At 59.6% G+C, this 23,587-nt stretch carries 19 protein-coding genes, 3 tRNA genes and 1 pseudogene; 14 read left to right on the top strand and 9 right to left on the bottom strand.

Going from position 1 to position 23,587, the window contains the following annotated elements; translation table 11 throughout:
* Positions 1-5 precede the first annotated feature (5 nt).
* Positions 6-1,049: a tRNA dihydrouridine(20/20a) synthase DusA gene (gene dusA, locus V7756_RS16695; RefSeq protein WP_335611325.1), complete on the bottom strand. Its 1,044-nt coding sequence runs from the start codon at positions 1,047-1,049 to the stop codon at positions 6-8.
* Between the two features lie 99 nt (positions 1,050-1,148).
* Here dusA and V7756_RS16690 point away from each other — a divergent pair.
* The 3 genes and pseudogenes from V7756_RS16690 to V7756_RS16680 all read left to right on the top strand — a co-directional run bounded on the left by V7756_RS16690 (position 1,149) and on the right by V7756_RS16680 (position 3,930).
* A pseudogene (locus tag V7756_RS16690) lies at positions 1,149-2,241 on the top strand (tyrosine-type recombinase/integrase).
* A gap of 486 nt (positions 2,242-2,727) precedes the next feature.
* Positions 2,728-3,507 carry a tetratricopeptide repeat protein gene (locus V7756_RS16685; protein WP_335611324.1) on the top strand — a complete coding sequence of 260 codons (780 nt, stop codon included), beginning with the start codon at positions 2,728-2,730 and terminating at the stop codon, positions 3,505-3,507.
* Between the two features lie 18 nt (positions 3,508-3,525).
* Entirely contained in the window at positions 3,526-3,930 is a 405-nt protein-coding gene (locus V7756_RS16680) for a hypothetical protein (RefSeq protein WP_335611323.1), read from the top strand.
* A gap of 20 nt (positions 3,931-3,950) precedes the next feature.
* Here the strand turns inward: V7756_RS16680 and V7756_RS16675 are convergent, their stop codons facing one another.
* The gene (locus V7756_RS16675) at positions 3,951-4,121 is read right to left on the bottom strand and encodes a pyocin activator PrtN family protein (RefSeq protein ID WP_442909020.1); all 171 of its coding nucleotides are present in this window, start codon (positions 4,119-4,121) and stop codon (positions 3,951-3,953) included.
* A gap of 241 nt (positions 4,122-4,362) precedes the next feature.
* Between V7756_RS16675 and V7756_RS16670 the strand changes: the two genes are divergently transcribed.
* A complete protein-coding gene (locus V7756_RS16670) occupies positions 4,363-5,148 on the top strand; it encodes a BRO-N domain-containing protein (RefSeq protein WP_335611322.1) in 786 nt (261 codons plus the stop codon).
* 46 nt (positions 5,149-5,194) lie between these two features.
* On the opposite strand, the gene V7756_RS16665 is transcribed toward V7756_RS16670, so the two are convergent.
* The 3 genes from V7756_RS16665 to V7756_RS16655 all read right to left on the bottom strand — a co-directional run bounded on the left by V7756_RS16665 (position 5,195) and on the right by V7756_RS16655 (position 7,474).
* Entirely contained in the window at positions 5,195-5,854 is a 660-nt protein-coding gene (locus V7756_RS16665; protein ID WP_335611321.1) for a hypothetical protein, read from the bottom strand.
* A 470-nt stretch (positions 5,855-6,324) separates the two neighbouring features.
* The gene (locus V7756_RS16660) at positions 6,325-6,627 is read right to left on the bottom strand and encodes a DUF2845 domain-containing protein (RefSeq protein ID WP_335611320.1); all 303 of its coding nucleotides are present in this window, start codon (positions 6,625-6,627) and stop codon (positions 6,325-6,327) included.
* 40 nt (positions 6,628-6,667) lie between these two features.
* A complete protein-coding gene (locus V7756_RS16655; protein WP_335611319.1) occupies positions 6,668-7,474 on the bottom strand; it encodes a transporter in 807 nt (268 codons plus the stop codon).
* A 318-nt stretch (positions 7,475-7,792) separates the two neighbouring features.
* Between V7756_RS16655 and V7756_RS16650 the strand changes: the two genes are divergently transcribed.
* A complete protein-coding gene (locus V7756_RS16650) occupies positions 7,793-9,166 on the top strand; it encodes a spinster family MFS transporter (RefSeq protein WP_335611318.1) in 1,374 nt (457 codons plus the stop codon).
* A gap of 65 nt (positions 9,167-9,231) precedes the next feature.
* Here the strand turns inward: V7756_RS16650 and pabB are convergent, their stop codons facing one another.
* From pabB to rloB, 3 genes are read right to left on the bottom strand one after another with little or no spacing between them, the layout of a single operon-like run.
* Positions 9,232-10,578 carry an aminodeoxychorismate synthase component I gene (gene pabB / locus V7756_RS16645; protein ID WP_335611317.1) on the bottom strand — a complete coding sequence of 449 codons (1,347 nt, stop codon included), beginning with the start codon at positions 10,576-10,578 and terminating at the stop codon, positions 9,232-9,234.
* Between the two features lie 18 nt (positions 10,579-10,596).
* Positions 10,597-11,610 carry an alpha-L-glutamate ligase-like protein gene (locus tag V7756_RS16640; protein WP_335611316.1) on the bottom strand — a complete coding sequence of 338 codons (1,014 nt, stop codon included), beginning with the start codon at positions 11,608-11,610 and terminating at the stop codon, positions 10,597-10,599.
* Positions 11,611-11,619: 9 nt separating this feature from the next.
* Positions 11,620-13,146: an osmotic stress tolerance membrane protein RloB gene (rloB, locus tag V7756_RS16635; protein ID WP_335611315.1), complete on the bottom strand. Its 1,527-nt coding sequence runs from the start codon at positions 13,144-13,146 to the stop codon at positions 11,620-11,622.
* A gap of 311 nt (positions 13,147-13,457) precedes the next feature.
* On the opposite strand from rloB, the gene V7756_RS16630 reads away from it, so the two are divergent.
* From V7756_RS16630 to V7756_RS16605, 6 genes are all read left to right on the top strand, one after another.
* A complete protein-coding gene (locus V7756_RS16630) occupies positions 13,458-14,165 on the top strand; it encodes a GntR family transcriptional regulator (protein ID WP_335611314.1) in 708 nt (235 codons plus the stop codon).
* Positions 14,165-15,049 carry a methylisocitrate lyase gene (gene prpB / locus V7756_RS16625; RefSeq protein ID WP_335611313.1) on the top strand — a complete coding sequence of 295 codons (885 nt, stop codon included), beginning with the start codon at positions 14,165-14,167 and terminating at the stop codon, positions 15,047-15,049. The genes V7756_RS16630 and prpB overlap by 1 nt, the downstream gene beginning before the upstream one ends.
* Before the next feature lie 96 nt (positions 15,050-15,145).
* Complete coding sequence (prpC, locus tag V7756_RS16620) at positions 15,146-16,309, top strand: bifunctional 2-methylcitrate synthase/citrate synthase (RefSeq protein ID WP_335611312.1); 1,164 nt, start codon at positions 15,146-15,148, stop codon at positions 16,307-16,309.
* Complete coding sequence (gene acnD, locus V7756_RS16615; protein ID WP_335611311.1) at positions 16,309-18,900, top strand: Fe/S-dependent 2-methylisocitrate dehydratase AcnD; 2,592 nt, start codon at positions 16,309-16,311, stop codon at positions 18,898-18,900. The genes prpC and acnD overlap by 1 nt, the downstream gene beginning before the upstream one ends.
* Positions 18,901-19,285: 385 nt before the next feature.
* Positions 19,286-20,476, top strand: coding sequence for a 2-methylaconitate cis-trans isomerase PrpF (prpF, locus tag V7756_RS16610; protein WP_335611310.1), 1,191 nt, complete (start codon positions 19,286-19,288; stop codon positions 20,474-20,476).
* Positions 20,477-21,139: 663 nt separating this feature from the next.
* Positions 21,140-21,928, top strand: coding sequence for an SDR family oxidoreductase (locus V7756_RS16605; RefSeq protein WP_335611309.1), 789 nt, complete (start codon positions 21,140-21,142; stop codon positions 21,926-21,928).
* A gap of 51 nt (positions 21,929-21,979) precedes the next feature.
* On the opposite strand, the gene folD is transcribed toward V7756_RS16605, so the two are convergent.
* Complete coding sequence (gene folD / locus V7756_RS16600; RefSeq protein ID WP_335611308.1) at positions 21,980-22,834, bottom strand: bifunctional methylenetetrahydrofolate dehydrogenase/methenyltetrahydrofolate cyclohydrolase FolD; 855 nt, start codon at positions 22,832-22,834, stop codon at positions 21,980-21,982.
* A 322-nt stretch (positions 22,835-23,156) separates the two neighbouring features.
* On the opposite strand from folD, the gene V7756_RS16595 reads away from it, so the two are divergent.
* The 3 genes from V7756_RS16595 to V7756_RS16585 all read left to right on the top strand — a co-directional run bounded on the left by V7756_RS16595 (position 23,157) and on the right by V7756_RS16585 (position 23,487).
* Positions 23,157-23,233, top strand: a tRNA-Arg gene (locus V7756_RS16595).
* A gap of 40 nt (positions 23,234-23,273) precedes the next feature.
* Positions 23,274-23,349: transfer RNA gene (locus V7756_RS16590), tRNA-His, on the top strand.
* Positions 23,350-23,402: 53 nt separating this feature from the next.
* Positions 23,403-23,487 (top strand) — tRNA-Leu (locus V7756_RS16585).
* The last annotated feature ends 100 nt before the right edge of the window (positions 23,488-23,587 follow it).

The raw sequence follows: 23,587 nt of genomic DNA, 5'->3' as shown, positions 1-23,587 counted from the left end.
TTACCTCAAGCGGGTTGACGCTCGCAATCGCGGCCTTGCAGGCGTTGCTCCATGTCCTGCAGCAACTGATCGTAGAGTGCCAAGGGTTGATCGGTCTGGTGAATGGCCGTGCTCAATTGGCGGCGGAAGTGCCGCGCGCCCGGCAAACCCTGAAACAGGCCGAGCATGTGGCGGGTGACGTGGTGCATCACGCCGCCCTGCTCGATGTGCCGGGCAATATAGGGTCGCATCTGCGCCATTACCTCCAGGCGCGACAATACGGGGGTTTCGTCGGCGTAGAAGCGCCGATCCACGTCCGCCATGAAGTAGGGGTTGTGATAAGCCTCGCGGCCTACCATCACGCCATCCAGCTGCTGCACATGCTGTTGCATCGCGTCCAGATCGGTAAGCCCGCCATTGAGCAGTATTTCCAGCTGTGGGAAGTCGCGCTTGAGCTGATGCACTACCTCGTATTTGAGCGGCGGGATATCGCGGTTCTCCTTGGGAGACAGACCTTCTAGAATGGCGATGCGCGCGTGGACGGCAAAGGTGGTGCAGCCGGCCTGGTGCACCTGGCCGACAAAATCGCATAGCTGCGCATAGCTGTCGCGGCCGTTGATGCCGATACGGTGTTTGACCGTCACCGGGATGGCGCAGGCATCGCGCATCGCTTTTACACCATCGGCAACCAGCTCGGGATGCGCCATCAGGCAAGCACCGATCAGGTTGTTTTGCACCCGGTCGCTGGGGCAGCCCACATTCAGGTTCACCTCGGCAAAGCCAGCTGTTTCTGCCAGTGCGGCGCATTGCGCCAGCTCCGCCGCGTTGCTGCCACCCAATTGCAGCGCCAATGGCTGCTCCTCTGGGCTGTAACCCAGAAAGCGCGCATGATCGCCATGCAGCACCGCGCCGGTAGTGACCATCTCGGTATACAGCAGCGCGCGGCGGGTGATCAGCCTGGCGAAGAAGCGGTAATGGCGGTCGGTCCAATCCATCATCGGCGCAATGGAGAACCGGCGATTGGGCTCTGGGCGCGTGTTTTTTGGGCTGGTCTGCTGTTTCTGCTGCATATGGTACTGCCTGTTTTTAGCTCATTACCGCCGTTTCGCTTGTTTCTGGAAGGGATAGCGCTACAACGTAGCACCGCCCGCAGGAAATGTAGCACCACCATGGACACGATAACGGCACGAAAGAAAGAGAATGCTAGTAGCTTCACTACGCCGATATGGATCAAGCGCAAGGGAGGTGTAGTTTATCAGGAAAGCCAAACCTTTGAGCGCAAGCAGGCCGCCGGCGCCTGGCTGAAAAAGCGAGAAGGGGAGCTGGCTCAGCCGGGTGCACTCGATAAGGCTGTGCGCGCTGGTGTGACGGTGCGAGAGATGATCTTGCGCTACCTGGAAGAGTTTGAGCGGGTGAGGCCGCTTGGCAAAACCAAGCGTGCAACATTGAAGGCGATTGCCGATACCTGGCTGGGCGACCTGGCCGACACCGACCTCACCAGTCAGCGCCTGGTCGAGTATGCGCACTGGCGCCGTAGCGAGCAGGGTGGTGCGGTGCAGCCGCAGACCATTGGCAATGACCTTTCCCATCTTGGCGCGGTGATGTCTGTAGCGCGGCCTGCCTGGGGCTTTGAGGTGGATCATCACGCCATGGCTGATGCCCGTAAGGTCCTGCGCAAAATGGGTATGGCGTCACGCAGCAAAGAGCGCGACCGCCGGCCGAGCCTTGAAAAGCTGGACCTGCTCATGACGCACTTCTCCGAGATGCAACAGCGTCGGCCCTCATCTATCCCCATGCCAAAGGGTCATAGCCTTCGCGCTGTTCTCCACGCGCCGGCAAGACGAAATCACCCGCATTCGCTGGGCCGACCTGGACGAGGCTGGCCAGCGTGTACTGGTACGCGATATGAAGAACCCGGGCCAGAAGCTGGGCAACGATGTGTGGTGCCACCTGCCCGATGAAGCATGGGCCATTGTGCAGAGCATGCCGCGGCTGGCTGACGAAATTTTCCCTTACAACTCCAGCTCCATCTCTGCCTCATTCACCAGAGCGTGTAAGTTCCTGGAGATCGAGGGTCTGCGTTTTCACGATCTGCGGCATGATGGTGTGAGCCGACTATTTGAGATGGATTGGGATATTCCGCGGGTGGCCAATGTGTCTGGGCATCGAGACTGGAACTCGCTGCGCCGATATACGCACCTGAGAAGGCGAGGCGATAGGCTGCTGCAGTGCGCGTGGCGTACCGCAGTAGTAGAGGAGTAGTTTTTTGCGGTCGCTTCTTCGTACCGCACGTAGCTTGGAGCGCTCCGTGTGTCGGATTATCGTAGCCTATGGAGTCAATAGCTTGACTGTAGTGCTTGACGTTGACAGTATCGTCATCCATTTTAAAATGGTGTTGCCGTATGTGAAAAAATGCCCACGCAGAATGAATGGGAATTTTTGAGCGAGGCAGCACTCTGAAGTAGTAATGGAATGCTAGGTGAGGGTGATCAGTATGCGTAGCCATGTTTCTGGCGTGCCAAGGGTCAAAATCACCCCGCGAGCAAATGGGTGTGATGTGAAAGCTAGGCCGCTTTCTGGATCTCACTCGGTGCTGTTCCAAAGATCATTTTCCGCTGTTCTTCAGCGCTACGCTGAGACTCTCAGGGCTTTAGCACGGTACTAATTGAATTTGGCTGGTGGCCGGAATCCTGCGGCTTCTGGTGTCAATCATTGCTGTGTGGCAGGACGCCACCTTAGGAGAATTTGATGTCAGGTACTCCGGTACTGAAAACCTCTGACCTTATCGACAAGATCAACGAGCTTTCCGAGCGAGGCGGACCCTCAGAGTTCGAACTGCATCGTTTGAAGCTTGAGATTGAGTCGGTGAAGGGGGTCAACATCTATGCGTATCACATGCTGATGGGTATGTTTTACGCAATGAAGGGCGACTACGATTTGTCTATCGGTAGTCATGAGAAGTCTTTGGCGGGCGGTGACGCTATTTACTACTTGAACTACGCGTATGCTCTTCGCCATCTTGATGACCACCTGAAGAGTCTAGAGGTGCTGCTGGAAGGGTTCCGCCGCGATCTGGGCACCTTTCAAACGTTCGATGATGTCTGCTCGGGGATGATTCATGCTGTGGACTTCTCCGAGTTTGACAATGTTGTTGAAGCCTTTAAGCGCGCGAATCCTGAAGTGGACGTGGAGCAGGCTCGCAATTACTTGGGTGCGATTTCGATGAGAGATGCGCTAAAAAAATTGGAACTGTCCTTAGACGATTTCCGCACGGCGAAGGGTTTCGTTGATCAACTGCTGAAGAAACAAGGCATCTCGATTCACTGGCTGAGCCAGAGTCTCCGCAATTTTGGTGATGAGCAGTATTTTTCGTTTCGTCTTACTTCGAAGGATCTCAGCCCTCAGACAGTGGCTGAAACTAACTGCTTAATTGCTGATGTTCTTGCTGACTCGGGCGTCCCGGGCTGGGACAAGATGATTTTTACTGTAGCAACACAGTCGACTGGTAATGTAGTAAGCGCTGTTTGAAGCAAGGATGCCGGTTTTATGAGTATCGCTTACGCTGACTTTCTGGCGTCTGCTGAAGCAATTCATGCTTCAAGCTCTGGAGAGGTGGACTACCGTAATACTGCCTCTAGGGCTTACTACGCTGCTTATCATTTTGCAGTTGATAGTGCTGGGTCAGTAGGCGCTGCCCAGCCTCTGGCTTCGTTTGTAGGCGGCACGCACGAATGCTTGAGGGAATTCTACGCCAACCCAGCATCTAAGGATGTGCTCTGCCGGCGGCGTCAGTCTGTGGGCTACATGTTGCGGCAAGCGCACGAGATTAGGTGTCTTGCGGACTACCGTTTAGATGAGGGATTTGACTCGGCGATGGCCGAAGCACAGCTTGCTTCATGTAGGCTGATCATTTCTCGAGTTGCAGCTATCGTGGCCGAGGCGGCTGCTTAATAGGGTCGAGTTGGGCGTCCTTACGACGCCCTCCTAGTCAGCCTATACCTCCCCTGCAACTTGTCATTCTCAATCACCGCCTTCGCACGCTGCTCGTCCAGGTACTTGGCCAGATCCTGCACGTGCACTCCTTTAGCGGCTTTTTGGCTGCCCTCCATCCTCACAATCGGCATGTCTATCTCTGCCGCCATCACCTTGCAGCCAGAGACGTAGTGCTCGTCGAGCGGCAGCTTGACGGTGAGTGGCGGGTCGCTGGGTTCCGGCCAGTGTCTGCAGGTGGTGAGCCTGTCGAGGTGCGGACCCTGGGAGGGCGAATGTATGCGCTTGCAGCGGACGACTACTGCATAGCGTTCACCCCTTTGCTGACCGTTACCCCGGGGCTGCGAATCAGGCCCACTGACTTCCGAGGCTGGTTATACGAGATCACCGAAGGTGGCACGCTCCCGAGCGAGGAGCCCGTGGTGGGTAGCTGGTGATGTTGCAACCGCACTGGCGTACGCCGAAGCGAAGGACATGACGCGTAATTTGGATGATGATGAAAAGGGTTGGCAGAATGTGCCGACCCTTGGCGGTGAGCAGGATATGCTGATCATCAACGAGTCCGGTTTGTACTCTGCGATCCTGCGCAGCCGCAAAGCCTCGGCCAAGCGCTTCAAAAAGTGGGTCACCGCTGAGGTGCTGCCCAGCATCCGCAAATACGGCGGGTACGTGATGCCAAACACGCAGCCCGATCCGGAGCCGGCACCCAGAGCGCCACGGGTAGAAGCGGAAGAGGTGGTGGCCGCAGGGCGGGTGTTCCGCTCGCTCTACACCGTTGGCAGCAGCATGGGCATGCAGCGCCGGCTGGCCGCCACCCGCGCCAATCAAGCAGCCGAGCGCACCACCGGCGTGGACCTGGCAGCCGAGCTGGACGCCAGCCCTTGGTTGGATGGCCCAGACCTGCCAGCGCCCCAGCGCAAAGCCTATGAACTGCAGCAACGCATCCGTGCACACCTGGTGGCCAACGACTGGCCGCAAGGCTTCAGCGTGCAGCAAGTGATGGAAGCCCTGCAACTGGTCAATGACCGGGGCACCCAAACCTCTGTCGGCAGATGCCTGCGGTTGCTCGGTTACAAGCGGGTGCGCCTGTCACCTACTGGCCCCGGTGGCGCGCGGCCGTATGTGTATCAGCTGGTGACGGTGCCGTCGTTGGGTTGTGGTAGCGCGCTCATAGGTTGAATGCGAGTTGGCCGCAGAGTCTTGCATTTTGGGCCTGCGGCCGAGATCAAAGAAGCAGGGCGGAAAGGATTGAACCGATGGAAACCAAAAGCAGCCCTACAATAATTTGATAGAAATTAGTGGTGCTGGCTTTTCTAATGTCATCCTGCAGTTGTTTCTCAGTAGCTTCTGACCGGTTCTGTTGGTGATCAAGCCTTTGTTCTAGCGCCTGAAATTTCAGCTTGTTTTCTAGCTGGGATCTGGTTGTTACTGCGATTAGCCCTTCTAGTTCACTGATCAACCATGCATTGATTTCTGTTTGGGAGGCATCTTTGCTTAGCCCTGCTGTTGCGTAGCCCGCCCCGTCAGGTGCCGCGGCTTCCCCGTGAATTGAGCCAAAACTGACGGTCCGTTTTTGCAAGGGGTTGCGAGGGAACGTTTTCAGCCAGTTATTGAGGATGACAAGTGGTGATGCTACTCGGGAGTCGAGTGCTGAGAGCAGTAGCGCCCCAGCACTCAGGAATGCGCCAGTGATCTGAAGGGAAATTAGGACGTTTCCGAGGCTGCTATGGGGAAACAGTTTGATCGCGATACCGGAGCAAAGCAGCCCAAGCATGAGTGGGTAGAGTGGGCGCAGCCAAGGGACTACATCAAAAGCTAGCCAGCACATCTGTTTTTTCAGCGCGTTGAGAAGCTCTATGCCGGATTTGTAGGCTCTTTTCAGCATTGGTTTGGGCGCTCGTTGCTGTCAGTTGGGCCTCAATGATGAGCGAAAGACGGGCGTGACCGTCAAGGCTTGGCAGGGCCTTTTAGCGTGGTGGTGCTTCAATAGTGCTACAGAGTTTTTGAGTTGTTATGATTTTTATTACCTAATTTTTTATGTGCTTCCGATCCATCATTGGCGCAATGGAGAACCGGCGATTGGGCTCTGGGCGCGTGGTGGCTGGGTTAGAGGCTTGGTTCTGCTGCATTTTCAACTGCCTGTTTATGCCTGCTGGATACGGTTCAGACCGGAGTTGCGATGCCTTCGCTACCCGGTGGCAAAGGGCGTTGGTCGCAACGCTATTGAAATGGGTAAGCGCGGGACAAGCAGCGCGCAAAGGCGTGCCACTCAATTCGGCCCTGATGTCCGGCGGCAGTTTATCAGGAAAGGCCGACTTGGCGGCAGCAATGACTTCTAGCTGTACGAGCGCGCGCTCAGTTCCGCTTGCTGTCTATCTCGACCAGGGTGCCATCAATGAATCGCAGGTAGCGGTACATGCCATTTTGCGGGCCGTACATCCAGTGTTCGACCGTGGCTGAACCCTGCACCGGATTACCATACTCGTCAGTGGCCGGCCGGGTGACGGAGGCATTGACGGGTTCACCGCACTTCATCTCCACTTCGAGCTTGTTGTCGCCTTCCGAAACCAGCCCATGGTCGCAGCGCAGGCTGGCCGCAGCTTGGGTGGCGCAGAGGCAAAGGGCTGTTGCCAGTAACATCGGGGCTCTGAAGTTCATAGGCTTTGGTCCATTGTGGAGATGACGGCGCGGACGCCCTCTACTTGGGGAACAGCGCTGTCACCTGGAGTCTCAAACCCAGGCCTTCCGGCCCGTTGTCGGTGCTTTTGGCCCAGTAACGCAAACCCCCGCCGAAACTGTAGGGATGGCCGGCGATGGGTATGACCTTGCTGACGATGGCATTGATGGGCACGGCGCTGTCGTCGTTTTCCCAGTCCAGGGTGGTTTCGGAGTTGAGCGTGTAGCTTACCGCTGTAGGGGTAGTGTACGACACGAAGGGCTGCAGGAAAGTGCTGTTGATGTCGCTGCGGTCGTCATCGCCTGCCACGTCTACCAGGTGATTGAACAGGCCGCCGTAGGTCCAGGGGCCTTGCTGGCGCAGCACCACGCCCGTGGGGCCCGCACCCCACTTGTCTGCGGTCAGCTCGTCCTTTGACCCGGTGGGTAACAGGAAGGCCGGACCGACGCCCCATATCCAGCCGCTGGCGGTAGGGTCCTTGGGTGAGAAGAACAGACTTTGCACTACGTCGCCAAGGCCCGATTGGCTGCCGGCGCCGGGCGCGACATCGCTCTGACTGATTACCGGCAGTATGGTGCGTGAAATCATGTTCCAGTCTTCGCTGATGGAGATCGGTACCACCGGCTGGATGTTGAGGGTGGAGCGGTGTCCGTCGTCATCGGGCCCGATGTTTTCGTCATAGTTGTACTGAAAGGGCACGCTGATCAGCGCTGCTACCGGGTTGGATAGAGACTTGGCCAGCTCGGCGTTGTTCTGTGCGGCGCTGAGGGGGGCGCTCACGGCCAGGGCCGCGAGAATGCCGGTACGAGTGATTGCTGGGCTGTTCATGCTGTGTTCCTTTCAGACGTGATGTCCTGGTCGGCGGGCCATACTCTGCCGTGCACCTTTTCGTTAAGCCTAGCCGAGTTGGCAGTACCCGCAATCAAGGCTGTCAGAACTGGCTGCCTGGGGAACGTGCGGTTTGTCCGGTTGCTGTTATTCATCAACCTGATAGCCGATGGATCACTCGGCTGGAAGATGCTTTCGAGGTTGGCAGCAATAGTCCAGACTGCCTTCCAGGCTTTGGGTGCGCGGTAGGCGCCGTTCTGGGCTCTGCCCTCGGTAATCGACTGCGTTTTGTCACAACAACAAACTAGGTGGGCTTCCATGCAGCAGTCCCAGCAAGCCAAGAATGCCTGGCGGGTTCTTTTCCTGCTTTTTCTCGCGAATATGTTCAATTTCTTCGATCGCACCATTCCAGCCATCATTATCGAGCCACTGCGCCTGGAGTGGGATCTCAGCGACTTTCAGCTGGGCCTGGGCGGGACCGTGTTTACCGTGGTGTACGCACTGGCTGGTATTCAGTTGGGGCGCATGGCCGATATCGGCTCTCGGCGCAAGATCATGGGCTGGGGGCTGGTGGCCTGGAGCGGCTTTACCGCGATGACTGGCGCGGCCTGGAACTTCTGGAGCTTCCTGCTGATTCGCATGGGCGTGGGCATTGGCGAAGCGAGCTATGCACCAGCGGCCAACTCGCTACTGGGTGACCTGTTCCCGGCGCATAAGCGGGCGCGAGCCATGGGCATCTTCATGCTCGGTTTGCCGCTGGGCCTCTTGCTGGCTTTCTTTACAGTGGGGGCCATGGTCGAGGCGTTCGATAGCTGGCGCGCGCCGTTCTATATCGCGGCGGTACCGGGGCTGGTGCTGGCGGTGTTCATCTTTTTCATCAAGGAGCCGGCGCGCGGTGCTGCGGAAACTGTGCGGACCAGCACGGTGCCGGTGGCCAATCCGATCCGCAAGATTTTTGCCGTACGCACCTTCTGGTGGCTGACCATGGCGGGGCTGGCTTACAACTTTGCGTCCTACGCGTGCAACACCTTCATGGTGCCCATGCTGCAGCGCTACTTCGACATGCCGTTGCAGCAGGCTGCCGTGGCGACCGGTGTAATCGTCGGGGTGACCGGGCTCTTCGGGCTCACGCTGGGCGGTTGGGTAGCCGACAAGGTGCATCAGCGTTGGGCGACTGGTCGTTTGTGGTTTGGTGCCATCAGCATGCTGATTTCCGCGCTGGCGACCGGCTACGCGCTGCTGGCGGGTGAAATTGCCATCGGGGTATTTGTGGCTGTTTTCGCCTTTGGCTGGCTGTTCTCCTACAACTACTTCACCAGTGTTTACACCGCGATTCAGGATGTGATCGAGCCGCGTTTGCGGGCGACCGCGGTAGCGCTGTTCTTTGCCGGTCTCTATCTCTTCGGCGGCGGCATGGGGCCGCTGGTGGTGGGTCTGCTGTCAGATCACTTTGCCGAGGCGGCGCGCGTGACCGCAGGCGCAGCCGAGATGAGTGAAGCCTTCAAGGCGCAGGGCCTGCATGATGCCATGCTGTTGATTCCGGTGGCCTTGCTGTTGGCCATGGCGGCGCTGATAGTCGCCTCGCGCAGCTTTGTCGCGGATCGGCAGAAGATGGAAGCCACCATGGCCAGCGATGCGCAACAGCTGGATGATGATGAAGCCGCCGCGCTTGGCGCCGGCGTGTCAGCCTGAGTGCATTGCCCGGGCAGCGCCGCTATGCTGCCCGGGCAACGCGGTGGAATGTCAGAGTGGACTGCTTACTGGTTGTCTGCTCGAGCGATCGGCAGCGCGCGTAACAGATTGTCGATCTTGGTCAGGGTCTCCTGATACTCAGCGTCCAGATCGGAGTCTGCCACTATGCCGCCGCCGCCCCAGCAATAGATCTGCTGGTTGGCGCACACCAGGCTGCGGATGGCGATATTGAAATCCATCTGGCCCTCACAGCCGATATAACCTACGCCGCCGCAGTATAGGCTGCGGCGTACCGGCTCGAGTTCTTCGATGATCTCCATGGCGCGTATCTTGGGTGCGCCGGTAATGGAGCCGCCGGGGAAGGCGGTGCGCAGCAATTCCAGGGCATCGCAATCCGTACGCAGAGTGCCGGTTACACTGCTGACCAGGTGATGCACGTTGGGGTAGCTCTCCAGGCTGAACAACTCGGGCACGCGAATGCTGCCGGGCACGCAAGTGCGGCCCAGGTCATTGCGCAGCAGATCGACGATCATCAGGTTTTCCGCGCGATCCTTCAGGCAGTGCTGCAACTCGGTGGCCAGCGCCTGATCTTCATCCAGTGTTTTGCCACGGGCGCGCGTGCCCTTGATGGGACGGGTTTCCACTTGACCGTTGTGCACCTGCAGAAAGCGCTCTGGCGACAAGCTCAGCAGGCTGGCGTGCGGCGTCTCCATGTAGGCAGAGAAGGGCGTAGGGCTGGCGCTGCGCAGCAACCGGTAAGCTGCAAGCGGGTCACCTTGATACGATGTGGAAAAGCGCTGCGCCAGATTGATCTGGTAGCAATCACCGGCCTGAATATAGTGCTGAATGCGCGCAAAGGCGACGGCGTACTCGGCCTTGCTCTGCTCCGCGAGGAAGGGCGCCAGCAAGCTGAAGTCCGGCTGCTGCAATGGTGTCTGGTGCAGCGCGTCCAGCACTGCTTGGCGCTGGGCGTCCTGCAGGCTGGGGTGGCACACCAACCAGCAGCGCTGCTGCAGATGATCGCTGACCAGACTCCACAGATAGAGACCGAGATGCAGGCTGGGCAGGCCGATGTCGTCGGTAGCCAGGCTGGGCAGGTTTTCCAGCTCGCGGGCCAGATCGTAGCTGAGGTAGCCCAGGGCGCCGGCGCCAAAGGGTAGCGCCTGCCCCGCTGGCCAGGTGGCCGGGCCGAGGTGCTGCACTTGATGGCGCACCTGGTCGAAGGCCGCTGCGGCATCGCCGCTGCTGACGATGATCTCGCTCGGCGCAGCGGCAAGAATACTGTAGCGGCCAAGATGGCTGCGATTGTCGGCCGAATCCAGCAGCACCACATGGCCAAGCCCGCGCAGGCTGTACAGCCGTGGCAGCGGGTCAGCATGATAGGCAACTTCGGTTAACTGATATTCAGGCATGGGCGCGCGGACCCGAGCTCACACCGATTCCGGACTGGGCTCTGGTTCGGTGGGTTGTGGGCTAAGCGGGGAGGCGAAGTGCAGTTGCGAAAAGGCCACGCGCTCTTCGGCGGTTTCTGTCTTGCCAGCTTTCTTCAGCGCGGCCAGGTGATGTTCCACCTTGTGGCAGCGTGCGGTCAGCCCCGCATCGTTGGCGATCTGGATATTCAGGCCAGGACGCGCGTTGAGTTCCAGAATCAGCGGGCCCTGGTCCTGGTCCAGCACCAGATCCACACCGATATAACCCAGTCCCGACAGCTCATAGCAGGAGGCGGCCAGATGCATGAAACCGTTCCAGTCGGGCAACTGCACGCCATCCACCGGGTTGGTGGTGTCCGGGTGCTTGTTGATGATCTTGTTCAGCCAGGTGCCCTTGAGCGTCAGGCCGGTAGCCAGGTCTACACCCACGCCGATGGCGCCCTGGTGCAGGTTGGCCTTGCCGCCGGACTGACGGGTAGGCAGACGCAGCATGGCCATTACCGGGTAGCCCATCAGGCAGATGATGCGGATATCCGGCACGCCTTCGTAGCTGATGCTTTTGAATATCTGGTCGGGGCTGACGCGGTACTCGATGAGTACGCGGTCACGGTGGCCGCCGAGTGAGTAGAGCCCCGACAGAATGCTGGAAATATGGTGGCCGATCTCATCGCGGCTGATGATCTTGCCGGAAACGGTCTTGAACATGCCCTCGAAGCGGTCTGCGATCACGATAATGCCGTCACCACCGGCGCCCTGCGCCGGCTTGATCACAAAGTCGCGGTGATTGGCGACTATGCTGTCGAAGGTATCAAAGTCCTTTTCGGTCTCGATGATGCCGTACATCTCCGGCACGTGAATGCCGGCGGCCATGGCGCGTTCCTTGGTCAGGATCTTGTCATCCACCACCGGGTACAAATGGCGCTTGTTGTACTTGAGCACGTAGTCCGCGTTGCGGCGGTTGATGCCCATGACGCCATTGGCGGCCAGTGCTTTCCAGGTCTTCCACAAAAACATGTCGACTCCTCAGCCCTTGGCCAGCGCCTTGAAGCGCATCAGTTCGGTCAGGCGGTAGCCACGGTAGCGACCCATGGCAAGCATGAAGCCAACCAGAATCAGCAGCACGGCAGGGAAGGTGAAGACGAAGTAGGTCAGCTCCGGAATCGTCATCAGCAGATGCGCCAGGGTGGCAGCAATCAGCGTGCCCAGAGCGGTTTTCAGCGACTGGATGCCGCCGCGCTCCTCCCAGGTAATAGAGAGGCGTTCAATGGTCATGGTCAGAATCACCATCGGGAACAGCGAGACCGCGAGCGCCTTTTCCATGCCCAGCTTGTGGCTGAACAGGCTGATGGCGGCAATCACCAGTACCACGAAGGTCAGTACCACCGACAGGCGCGGCAGCATCTGCAGCTTCAGGTGTTCCAGGTAAGAGCGCAGTGACAGGCCCAGCGCGGTAATAATGGTAAACAGGGCGATACCCCAGCCAATCTCCGTTTCGCGGAACGCCAGTGCGATCAGTACCGGGGTAAAGGTGCCCAGTGTCTGCATGCCGATCAGGTTGCGCAAAATGAGAATGACCAGTACCCCGATGGGGATCATGATCATCACCTGATAGACCCGCTGTGCCTGCAGCGGCAGGCCGTACAGGGAATAGTCGAGCAGCGCCGAGGCGCGGTTCTCGGTGGTCAGTTTGGCCAGGCGCAGTGCGTTCATTTCGCTGTTGGTCACAGAGACGGCTACGTTGGTCTGGCGACCGCCCTCGACGGCCAGCAGCGGTTCCACACCGGTCCACCACACCAGGCGATTATCCGGCATGCCCTGTTGCCCGGTCTCGGGGTGGAAGTACAACCAGCGCTCGCCGTTGTAGCTGCGCAGCCAAAGCTCGGGGCTTTGCGCTTCGGTATTTTCCAGGCGAATGGTATGGACCATTTCCAGCGGAATACGCGCATTGGACAGCAGCAGGTCAATCACCCGCGCCTTGTCCATTGCGCTGGTGCCGCCGTTGAGCAGCAGCTTGACGTTGTCATCGGTGATGTCGTTGACGCGGCGAATGGTTTCGCTGATGAAGGTTTCGATGTCTGCCGAGTGCTGGCGGATAGGATTGATCAGGGCATCGGCGGCGATTTGTTCAGGGCCTTCCAGCGGGATCGGCTGGCGGGGTGGTGGTGGCGCTGCAGCTGCCTGCTCCTCGCTGTAGCGCTGGGTCAGTACCAGGCGGTAATACAGTGTCTGGGTGCCGCTGGCGCGACGTGATGACCAGGTAACCCGGCGGTTGCCGTTCTGGCTGTTGACGCTGACGCCATAGTTGTTGGAAATGAAGCTTTCGTTGAGGCTGACGTATTCCTGATTCAGCGGGGGGATGTAAAACTGCGCCTTGATCGGCGTGCCGGGTGCGGCTCTGAACTCGACCTTGGCGTCGAGGCTCCAGATGTCGTCGGTTTCATCTTCGGCGACCGGGATGTCCAGAAAATAGATTTGGTATCCGGTGATAAGCACACCCAGGCTTACGAGAACAGCGATCAGGATTTTCAGGTGCAGATTTATTGATTGCATAGTTTTCTCAACGTCTATTTTAAGTCGGCGTTGCCCTGAAAAGCTGGCAGTAGGCGCGGCACGCTGGCGGCATCTTAGCATGCCCTCGCGCTGGCTCGTAGAGGCTCGGTACAGGTTCTGTTCAGCAAAGGGTGCGAGTGTGGTCTGTGTAGATTGTCGACAATCCGTTTGCTGTGGGTGCCTTTGAGCCATGGCGCTTCGGGGTAATCTGTAGCATAGCTCAGGAATTTAACCCTGCATTGTTGACAATGATCGGCGGTGGCGAGCAAAATGCAGGCGTTTTCCGAATCTCAATCAGGAATTGTCTACAATTGTCCGATATCGAGCTGGAAGAACCTACCAAGACCCTGTCTGACGGCGCCTTTCGCCAGATTCAGGCAGCTATCGTCAAGGGCGACATCGCCCCCGGCACGCGTATCAGTGAGCAGTACCTTTCCACTACCTTCGGCATCGGCCGTGGCCCGCTACGCGAGGCAATTCGGCGGCTGGAGGGGCGCCGCCTGGTGGTGCGCATCCCGCATGCCGGCGTGCGCGTGGTCTCGCTCAGCTACGAAGAGCTGATCGAGCTGTACCACGTACGCGAGGCGCTTGAAGGAATGGCCTGCCGCCTGGCCGCGCAGAACATGACCGAGGAAGAGATACAGGGATTGCGTGACGTGCTGGCCATGCATGAACAGCACAGCGGCCTGAAGGCCAACAAATCCTACTATCAGCAGGAAGGCGATCTGGATATTCACTATCTGATCGTGCAGGGCAGCAAGAATCGCACGCTCAGCAACATGCTCTGTGATGAGCTCTACCATCTGGTGCGCATGTATCGCTATCGTTTCTCGACCACGCCAAAACGGCCGCAACAGGCCTTTGCCGAACATCACAATCTTATTCAAGCCATTGCCGATCGCGATGGCGAGTTGGCGGAAATGCTGATGCGCCGCCATATCAGTGCCTCACGCCGCAATATCGAGCGTCGCCTGCAGGAGCAGGGCGAGGCCACCACTTCCTCAGGAGGGAAAGTCTGATGTCCAATACCCCGGGTAAACGTTTCCGCGAAGCGCTCGCTGCCGAAAGTCCGTTGCAGGTGATAGGTGCGATCAATGCCAACCACGCGCTGCTGGCCAAGCGCGCCGGCTTCAAGGCGATCTACCTCTCTGGCGGTGGCGTAGCTGCCGGTTCGCTGGGTTTGCCGGATCTGGGCATCAACACCCTGGAAGATGTGCTGATTGATGTGCGCCGCATTACCGATGTGTGCGACTTGCCGCTACTGGTGGACATCGACACCGGCTTTGGCCCCAGCGCCTTCAATATCGAGCGTACGGTCAAGAGCTTGATCAAGGCTGGCGCCGCTGCCGCGCACATCGAAGATCAGGTCGGCGCCAAGCGTTGCGGCCACCGCCCGGGCAAAGAGATTGTCTCGACCGAAGAGATGGTCAATCGCATCAAGGCGGCGGTGGATGCCCGGACCGACCCTGACTTTTTTCTGATTGCACGTACCGACGCCATTCAGGCTGAAGGTGTGGATGCCGCCATCGAGCGTTGCAAGGCTTATGTCGAAGCTGGTGCCGATGGCATCTTTGCCGAGGCGGCCTATGACCTGCCGACCTATGAACGCTTCGTCAAGGAGCTAAGCGTGCCGGTACTGGCCAACATCACTGAATTTGGTGCAACCCCGCTGTTCACCCGCGAGGAACTGGCCTCGGTTGGCGTGGCGATTCAGCTGTATCCGCTCTCAGCCTTCCGTGCGGCCAATAAGGCAGCGGAAAATGTTTACACCAGCATCCGCAATGAAGGTCATCAGAAAGCCGTGGTCGACAGCATGCAGACGCGCGCCGAACTCTATGACCGTATTGGCTACCACGATTTCGAACAGAAGCTGGACGCGCTCTTCGCCGCCGGCAAGAAGTAATTCATCTGGCAGCGCCGCTCTCGCGGCGTTGTTATGCAGGCGTAGGCCATGGAGTCTGCGCAACAAGACAAGAATGATCCGAGAGGAGACCTGATAATGAGCGCCACCCCCGAGAACCCGACACCTGCATTCAAGCCGAAAAAATCCGTTGCCCTGAGCGGCACTGCTGCCGGCAACACCGCGCTCTGCACTGTGGGCCGCAGCGGCAACGACCTGCACTACCGCGGCTACGATATTCTGGATATAGCCAATACCTGCGAATTTGAAGAGATTGCTCACCTGCTGGTGCACGGCAAGCTGCCGACTGTCGCAGAGCTGACCTCCTACAAGGCCAAGTTGCGTGCACTGCGCGGTCTGCCCGCAGCGCTCAAGGCGTCACTGGAGCAGCTGCCGCCATCGGCCCACCCGATGGACGTGATGCGCACCGGGGTATCGGTTCTGGGCTGCGTGTCGCCCGAGAAGGACGACCACGACCATCCCGGCGCGCGCGACATTGCCGACAAGTTGATGGCTTCCTTTGGTTCCATGCTGCTGTACTGGTACCACTTCAGCCACAACGGCAAGCGCATCGACGTGGAAACCGACGATGACTCCATCGGTGGTCACTTTTTGCATCTGCTGCACGGCGAAAAGCCGCGCGACTCCTGGGTGCGCGCCATGCACACCAGCCTGATTCTCTACGCCGAGCACGAATTCAACGCCTCTACCTTCACCAGCCGGGTGATTGCCGGCACGGGGTCGGATATGCACTCGTGCATCGCCGGTGGCATCGGCGCGCTGCGCGGGCCCAAGCACGGCGGCGCCAACGAGGTGGCCTTCGAGATTCAGAAACGCTACGACAACCCGGATGAGGCCGAGGCCGACATCCGCGCCCGCGTCGAGAAGAAGGAAGTGGTCATCGGCTTTGGTCACCCGGTTTACACCGTGTCTGATCCGCGCAACAAGGTGATCAAGGATGTGGCGCGTGAGCTCTCGGCGGAGCAGAGCAACACCAAGATGTACGACATTGCCGAGCGCCTGGAAAGCGTGATGTGGGAAGCCAAGAAGATGTTCCCCAATCTCGACTGGTTCAGCGCCGTGAGCTACCACATGATGGGCATTCCCACGGCCATGTTCACGCCGCTGTTTGTCATCGCGCGTACCGCAGGCTGGTCCAGCCATGTGATCGAACAGCGCATCGACGGCAAGATCATTCGCCCCAGCGCCAACTATGTGGGCCCTGAAGATGTGGCATTCGTGCCGCTCAAGGATCGCAAGTAATGAACAGCCAATACCGCAAGCCACTGCCGGGTACGGCGCTGGACTACTTTGATACGCGCGAAGCGGTCGATGCCATCGAGCAGGGCGCCTGGGCCAAACTGCCCTATACCTCGCGCGTGCTGGCCGAGCAGCTGGTGCGCCGCTGCGCGCCGGACGATCTGACCGCTTCGCTCAAGCAGCTGATTGAGCGACAGCGCACGCTGGACTTCCCCTGGTACCCGGCGCGCGTGGTCTGTCACGACATTCTGGGCCAGACCGCTTTGGTCGATCTGGCCGGTCTGCGCGACACCATCGCCGAGCAGGGTGGTGATCCGAGCAAGGTCAACCCGGTGGTGCCGACCCAGTTGATCGTCGACCACTCGCTGGCCGTGGAGCACGCCGGTTTCGAGCCGGGCGCCTTCGAGAAAAATCGCGCGGTGGAAGATCGCCGCAACGAAGACCGCTTTCATTTCATCAACTGGACCAAGACGGCGTTCGATAACGTTGATGTGATCCCGCCGGGCAACGGCATCATGCACCAGATCAACCTGGAGAAGATGTCGCCGGTGGTGCAGGTGCGTGACGGCGTGGCCTTTCCCGATACCTGCGTCGGCACCGACAGCCACACCCCCATGGTCGACGCGCTGGGCGTGATCTCCGTGGGCGTGGGCGGGCTGGAAGCCGAGAACGTGATGCTCGGTAACCCGTCGATGATGCGCTTGCCCGATATCGTCGGCGTGGAGCTGAGCGGCAAGCTCAAGCCCGGTATCACCGGTACCGATCTGGTGCTGGCGCTGACCGAGTTTTTGCGCCGCGAGCGCGTGGTGGGAGCCTACCTGGAATTCTACGGCGAAGGCGCCAACAGCCTGTCGCTGGGCGATCGGGCGACCATCGCCAACATGACGCCCGAATACGGCGCCACGGCGGGCATGTTCTTTATCGACGAGCAGACCATCGAGTATCTCAAGCTGACTGGCCGTGAAGACGATCAGGTCGCGCTGGTCGAGCAGTACGCCAAACAGGCAGGCCTGTGGGCAGACACCCTGACCGAGGTCGATTACGAGCGCGTGCTGCGCTTTGATCTGTCTACCGTTACCCGCAACATGGCTGGCCCGTCCAACCCGCACGCCTTGCTGCCGGTTTCCGAGTTGGGCAATCGCGGCATCGCCCGTCAGTGGGACAGCGAAGAAGGGCTGATGCCCGATGGTGCGGTGATCATCGCGGCCATCACCAGCTGCACCAACACCTCCAACCCGCGCAATATCATTGGTGCGGGTTTGCTTGCGCGCAACGCCAATCGCCTGGGTCTGATTCGCAAGCCCTGGGTGAAGAGTTCGCTGGCGCCGGGTTCCAAGACGGTGAAGATGTATCTGGAAGAGTCCGGCCTGCTGCCCGAGCTGCAGCAGCTTGGTTTTGACGTGGTGGCCTTTGCCTGCACCACCTGCAATGGCATGTCCGGCGCGTTGGACCCGGTAATCCAGAAGGAAGTGATAGAGCGCGATCTGTACGCCACAGCGGTGCTCTCGGGTAACCGCAACTTCGATGGTCGCATTCATCCCTACGCTAAGCAGGCCTTCCTGGCTTCGCCGCCGCTGGTGGTGGCTTATGCGATTGCCGGCACCATCCGCTTCGATATCGAAAAGGACGTACTGGGGCACGACCAGCAGGGCAACCCCATTACCCTGAAAGACATCTGGCCGGCGGATGAAGAGATCGACGCCATCGTCAAATTAGCGGTCAAGCCCTCGCAGTTCCGCGAGGTCTACATTCCCATGTTCGATATCACCCGTGATGCCGAGGCCAAGACGCCGCCGCTGTATGATTGGCGCCCGCAGAGCACCTACATCCGCCGCCCGCCGTACTGGGAAGGCAACATGGCCGGGCAGCGCGCCATGAAGAACATGCGCCCGCTGGCGATCCTGCCGGACAACATCACCACCGATCACCTGTCGCCCTCCAACGCCATTCTGCTGGACAGCGCTGCGGGTGAATACCTGCACAAGATGGGCCTGCCGGAGGAGGACTTCAATTCCTACGCCACCCACCGCGGCGATCACCTCACCGCGCAGCGCGCCACCCTGGCCAATCCCAAGCTGTGGAACGAGATGGTCACCGATGAGCTGGGCAAGCCGGTGCAGGGTTCGCTGGCGCGGGTCGAGCCGGAAGGCCAGGTGATGCGCATGTGGGAAGCCATTGAAACCTACATGGAGCGCAAGCAACCGCTGATCATCATCGCTGGCGCCGATTACGGTCAGGGTTCATCCCGTGATTGGGCGGCCAAGGGCGTGGCGTTGGCAGGGGTTGAAGTGATCGTTGCCGAAGGCTTCGAGCGCATTCACCGCACCAACCTGATCGGCATGGGCGTTATGCCTCTGCAGTTCGAGGAAGGTACCACGCGCAAGACCCTGGGTCTGACCGGCACCGAGATCTTCGACGTCGAAGGCACCCCGGCACCGCGCACCCCGCTGACCCTGGTCATCCACCACCACAACGGCAAGGTCGACCGCGTACCGGTACTCTGCCGCCTGGATACCGCCGAAGAACTCTCGGTCTATTCCAGCGGCGGCATCCTGCAAAAATTCGCCAAGGACCTGATGGCCGAAGCAGTGTAAACAAAAGCCCCGGCAAAGCCGGGGCTTTTTTAAATTCCAGGTTTGATTCTAGGTAAACGAGCAAAGCGCTCAAACGTTATGCACGGACCCCAAGTCCCCGTCTACGCGGGCGAGTAGCGCAGAGCCATCGGGATTAAGGTGCCTGGACTGTTTGAGCGAAGCGAGTTTCCAGGTGCCCCCGATGGATCGAGCAACGCAGCGAACCCGCAGGGCCGCGTAGTTGGGGTGTCCTAGGGGGTGTTGGGGGAAATGGACAAGCATTTCCCCCAACTCGCCATAAAGGCGAAATGAATAATCAGCCACCTGCGAGATGCCCTGCAGCATGCGCTCGGTGGCGTCTGGTCTAGCATTCGAAGTGATATCCACCTGTTTCAGGAGTAAGCAAATGTCCACCGCCCCCCAGATCCGCATCCCCGCCACCTACATGCGCGGCGGCACCAGCAAGGGCGTCTTCTTCCGCCTGCAAGACCTGCCCGACTCCTGCCAGGTCCCGGGCGAAGCACGCGACAAGCTCTTCATGCGCATCATCGGCAGCCCCGACCCCTACAGCGCTCACACCGACGGCATGGGCGGCGCCACCTCAAGCACCAGCAAATGCGTGATCCTGTCGGCCAGCAGCCAGCCGGATCACGATGTCGACTATCTATACGGCCAGGTCTCGATCGACAGCGCCTTTGTCGACTGGAGCGGCAATTGCGGCAACCTTTCCACCGGTGCCGGCGCTTTCGCCATCCATGCCGGGCTGGTCGAGCAGTCGCGTATTCCGGAAAATGGTGTATGCGTAGTGCGCATCTGGCAGGCCAATATCCAGAAAACCATTATCGCTCACGTGCCCATCACCAACGGCCAGGTGCAGGAGACCGGCGACTTTGAACTGGATGGCGTCACCTTTCCGGCCGCCGAAATCGTGCTGGAATTTATCGACCCCTCCGATGATGGCGAGGAGGGCGGCTCCATGTTTCCCACCGGCAACCTGGTCGATGATCTGGAGGTGCCGGGTATTGGCACCTTCAAAGCGACCATGATCACCGCCGGTATCCCCACGGTGTTCGTCAACGCCGAAGACATCGGCTATGAGGGCACCGAGCTTCGTGAGGATATCAACAGCGATGCGGCGGCGTTGGCGCGTCTGGAAACCATTCGTGTGGCTGGCGCCTTGCGCATGGGGCTGATCACAACGCCGGAAGAAGCGCTCAAGCGTCAGCACACGCCCAAGGTCGCCTTTGTGTCTGTAGCCAAGAGCTACAAGGCATCCAGCGGCAAGCAGATCAACGCGGCTGATGTCGACCTGCTGGTGCGTGCATTATCGATGGGCAAGCTGCATCACGCCATGATGGGTACCTGCGCGGTGGCCATTGGTACCGCTGCGGCGATCCCCGGTACGCTGGTCAATCTGGCAGCCGGCGGCGGTGAGCGCACAGCCGTGACTTTTGGCCACCCATCCGGCTCGTTGCGGGTGGGCGCCGAAGCGCGTCAGGTCGGCGGCGAATGGGGGGTGACCAAGGCGATAATGAGCCGCAGCGCGCGCATCCTCATGGAGGGTTGGGTGCGGGTGCCGGGCGACGCTTTCCAATAAGTGTTCTGCACTGCTACTGGGAAGGACGAGCTTCATCTAGTCCAGCGGCGCAGCCGCCCATCGCTGAGTTAACTCAGTGCTCGGCCGTCACAGAAACCACGCCGCCATTCCCTCGGTGGGTATCACCCCCTCTCGCGCCAAGTCAGGCTCCGCGGCCGGGATGGAACCCGGCCATCCCAGGAAAACCCGCGCCCAACTGGTCGCATGCGCGAAAGAACGCATCCAAGCAGCTGCCTCCCTGGGAAGGACGAGTTCCATCTCGTCCAGCGGCGCAGCCGCCCATCGCTAAGTTAACTCAGTGCTCGGCCGTCACAGAAACCACGCCGCCATTCCCTCGGTGGGTATCACCCCCTCTCGTGCCTAGTCAGGTTCCGCGGCCGGGATGAACCCCGGCCATCCCATGCGCTCCCAGCTATTTTCGAGACGATGACTTCCATCCAAAAGATGAAAGTTCAAGAGTCTGGTGGCCGGTGGCAATGGAGTTGCTGCGCTTGAGTGAGCAATATTGCGATCTTGCGCCGGTTATTTTTGTGCGTAGCGCTTATTGCACGGTGAAGCGCGCCCCGAATAGCCCTTCACTGCGTCAAATAGCACTGAGCAAATATGGCTACGCCCCGCCGCCGTGCTAGTCTTGGCGCTTACTCCATCGATAGGGAATTCGTCATGAATCTGGATTTGTCAGGCAAGCGGGCGCTGGTTTGTGGCGCCAGTCAGGGGTTGGGTGAAGCTTGCGCGCTGCAACTGGCGCTACAGGGCGCCGAAGTAGTGCTGTTGGCGCGCTCGGCAGACAAGCTGCAGGCGCTTTGCTCGCGCTTGCCGGCAGAGCATGGCCAGGAGCACGGATTTCTCGCTGTGGATGCGCAGGATCGCGCTACCCTCACCGAAGTGGTGGGTTATGAGCTGGAGCAGGGCGGTGACCTGCACATATGGGTCAACAATACCGGCGGCCCGGCGCCGGGTCCGGCCCACGCCGCCGATCCGCAGGACTTTGCCGATGCCTTCATGCAGCATATGGTCAGCGCTCAGGTGCTGTTGCAGTTGTTGCTCCCCGGTATGCGCGCAGCGGGCTACGGGCGCATTCTCAATGTGCTGTCGACCTCGGTCAAACAGGTGATCCCCAATCTGGGTGTCTCCAATACCGTGCGTGCAGCCATGGGCAATTGGGCCAAGACCCTGGCCGGCGAGCTGGCGGCAGACGGCATTACCGTCAACAACGTGTTGCCCGGCCTCACACGCACGCCCCGCCTGGACAGCCTGATTGCGCACGGCGCGCGGGCCAGCGGCAAAAGCATCGAGCAGGTAACCGAGAGCATGGTAGCCAGCATTCCGGCGCAGCGCTTTGCCGAGCCGGAAGAGTTCGCCAATGCGGTTGGCTTTCTGGCCTCGCCGGCGGCGGCCTACATCACCGGTATCAACCTGCCGGTTGACGGTGGCAAGATCGGTAGCCTTTAACGCAAAACGCCCAGCTTGATGGCTGGGCGTTTCAGGTTGGCACTGTAGTGCTTAGTCGTGCAGGTGCGCGCAGGCGTGCAGGGTGTTTTCCAGCAGGCAGGCGCGGGTCATCGGGCCTACACCGCCGGGTACCGGCGTAATCCAGCTGGCGCGCTCTGCCGCGGCTGCAAACTCGACATCACCGACCAAGCGTCCGTCTTCCATGCGGTTGATGCCTACATCCACCACGATAGCGCCGGGCTTGATCCATTCACCCTTGACCAAGCCCGGCTTGCCGGCGGCGACCACGACCAGATCCGAGCGACGCACGTGGTCTTCCAGGCTCTTGGTGAAGCGGTGGGTAACGGTGGTGGTGCAGCCAGCAAGCAACAGCTCAAGTGCCATGGGGCGGCCGACGATATTGGAGGCCCCCACCACGGTAGCGTCCAGCCCGTAGAGATCAACACCGGTACTGTTGAGCAGACGAATGATGCCCATCGGCGTGCAGGGACGCAGCAGCGGCATGCGCTGGGCCAGGCGGCCGATGTTATAGGGGTGGAAGCCGTCGACGTCTTTGTCCGGGCGGATGCGCTCCAGCAGTTGGGACGCCTCCAGGTGAGCCGGCAGCGGTAGCTGTACCAGAATGCCGTCTATCTCCGGGTCGTCGTTCAGGGTGTCGATCAGCTCCAGCAGTTCGGCCTGCTGGGTGCTGGCAGGCAGGTCATGCGAGCGCGAGATAAAGCCGACTTCTTCGCAATCCTTGCGCTTGTGCGAAACGTAGACCTGAGAGGCCGGATCGCTACCGACCAGAATCACAGCCAGGCCAGGCAGGCGCAGGTTGCGCTCTCTACGGTCGGCGACTTTGGCGGCGATTTCCTTGCGGAGGTTGGCAGCAATCTGCTTGCCATCAATGAGCTGGGCGTTCATGGGGTTCCTGACGCAGAATAAATTGGCGGCATTGTCGCACGGCGGGGGCTGCAGGCAAAAGGGCGATCACCATTCAGGTAGCCAAATGCGATAGAAGCCGTGTCGCAATAAGCAGACAAGAAAGCAGATGCGCGTTAAGCTCCTCTTCTGATTAAAAAAACCGCTTCCGGCGTTGACGTGGGACAGCGCGCTAAGTATTATTCGCCCCGCTTCACAAACACAGCGATACCGGTTTGGAAGGCGACCAGGCTCCCCCGAATGATCGTCACAAAAGGTCAGTCGGACATGCCGATGATGCTTCATCATCTAGTATGTGCAACAGGCGCCCGTAGCTCAGCTGGATAGAGCATCCGCCTTCTAAGCGGATGGTCGCAGGTTCGAGTCCTGCCGGGTGCGCCATTGCGCGAAGGTGTGGAGTGTTGCAGTGAAGTGAGTAGTGGTGGGCGTAGCTCAGTTGGTAGAGCACAGGATTGTGACTCCTGTTGTCGTGGGTTCGATCCCCATCGTCCACCCCATTATTCTTCGAAAATGCCAGGCTTTCTGTCTGGCATTTTTGTTCCAGCGTTATGCGGACGTGGTGAAATTGGTAGACACACCAGATTTAGGTTCTGGCGCCGCGAGGTGTGGGAGTTCGAGTCTCCCCGTCCGCACCATATAAGTTGTTGTTTTCATTGGTTCACGAAAGCGGAAGACCCTGAAAAGGGAACAGGCTGGGAACACTTTGGGAATGACGAGCACGAAAAAGCCGCCTCT

Source organism: Halopseudomonas sp. (genome assembly GCF_036961105.1).
Lineage (GTDB): Bacteria > Pseudomonadota > Gammaproteobacteria > Pseudomonadales > Pseudomonadaceae > Halopseudomonas.
The sequence above is the reverse complement of the archived record's forward strand: the minus strand, read 5'-3'. Positions and strand labels throughout refer to the sequence as shown.

Bases quoted from the DNA above. Each gene is read 5' to 3' on its own strand.
- dusA (WP_335611325.1), bottom strand. From the start codon at position 1,049: ATGCAGCAGAAACAGCAGACCAGCCCAAAAAACACGCGCCCAGAGCCC.
- V7756_RS16685 (WP_335611324.1), top strand. From the start codon at position 2,728: ATGTCAGGTACTCCGGTACTGAAAACCTCTGACCTTATCGACAAGATC.
- V7756_RS16680 (WP_335611323.1), top strand. From the start codon at position 3,526: ATGAGTATCGCTTACGCTGACTTTCTGGCGTCTGCTGAAGCAATTCAT.
- V7756_RS16675 (WP_442909020.1), bottom strand. From the start codon at position 4,121: ATGGCGGCAGAGATAGACATGCCGATTGTGAGGATGGAGGGCAGCCAA.
- V7756_RS16665 (WP_335611321.1), bottom strand. From the start codon at position 5,854: ATGCTGAAAAGAGCCTACAAATCCGGCATAGAGCTTCTCAACGCGCTG.
- V7756_RS16660 (WP_335611320.1), bottom strand. From the start codon at position 6,627: ATGAACTTCAGAGCCCCGATGTTACTGGCAACAGCCCTTTGCCTCTGC.
- V7756_RS16655 (WP_335611319.1), bottom strand. From the start codon at position 7,474: ATGAACAGCCCAGCAATCACTCGTACCGGCATTCTCGCGGCCCTGGCC.
- V7756_RS16650 (WP_335611318.1), top strand. From the start codon at position 7,793: ATGCAGCAGTCCCAGCAAGCCAAGAATGCCTGGCGGGTTCTTTTCCTG.
- pabB (WP_335611317.1), bottom strand. From the start codon at position 10,578: ATGCCTGAATATCAGTTAACCGAAGTTGCCTATCATGCTGACCCGCTG.
- V7756_RS16640 (WP_335611316.1), bottom strand. From the start codon at position 11,610: ATGTTTTTGTGGAAGACCTGGAAAGCACTGGCCGCCAATGGCGTCATG.
- rloB (WP_335611315.1), bottom strand. From the start codon at position 13,146: ATGCAATCAATAAATCTGCACCTGAAAATCCTGATCGCTGTTCTCGTA.
- prpB (WP_335611313.1), top strand. From the start codon at position 14,165: ATGTCCAATACCCCGGGTAAACGTTTCCGCGAAGCGCTCGCTGCCGAA.
- prpC (WP_335611312.1), top strand. From the start codon at position 15,146: ATGAGCGCCACCCCCGAGAACCCGACACCTGCATTCAAGCCGAAAAAA.
- acnD (WP_335611311.1), top strand. From the start codon at position 16,309: ATGAACAGCCAATACCGCAAGCCACTGCCGGGTACGGCGCTGGACTAC.
- prpF (WP_335611310.1), top strand. From the start codon at position 19,286: ATGTCCACCGCCCCCCAGATCCGCATCCCCGCCACCTACATGCGCGGC.
- V7756_RS16605 (WP_335611309.1), top strand. From the start codon at position 21,140: ATGAATCTGGATTTGTCAGGCAAGCGGGCGCTGGTTTGTGGCGCCAGT.
- folD (WP_335611308.1), bottom strand. From the start codon at position 22,834: ATGAACGCCCAGCTCATTGATGGCAAGCAGATTGCTGCCAACCTCCGC.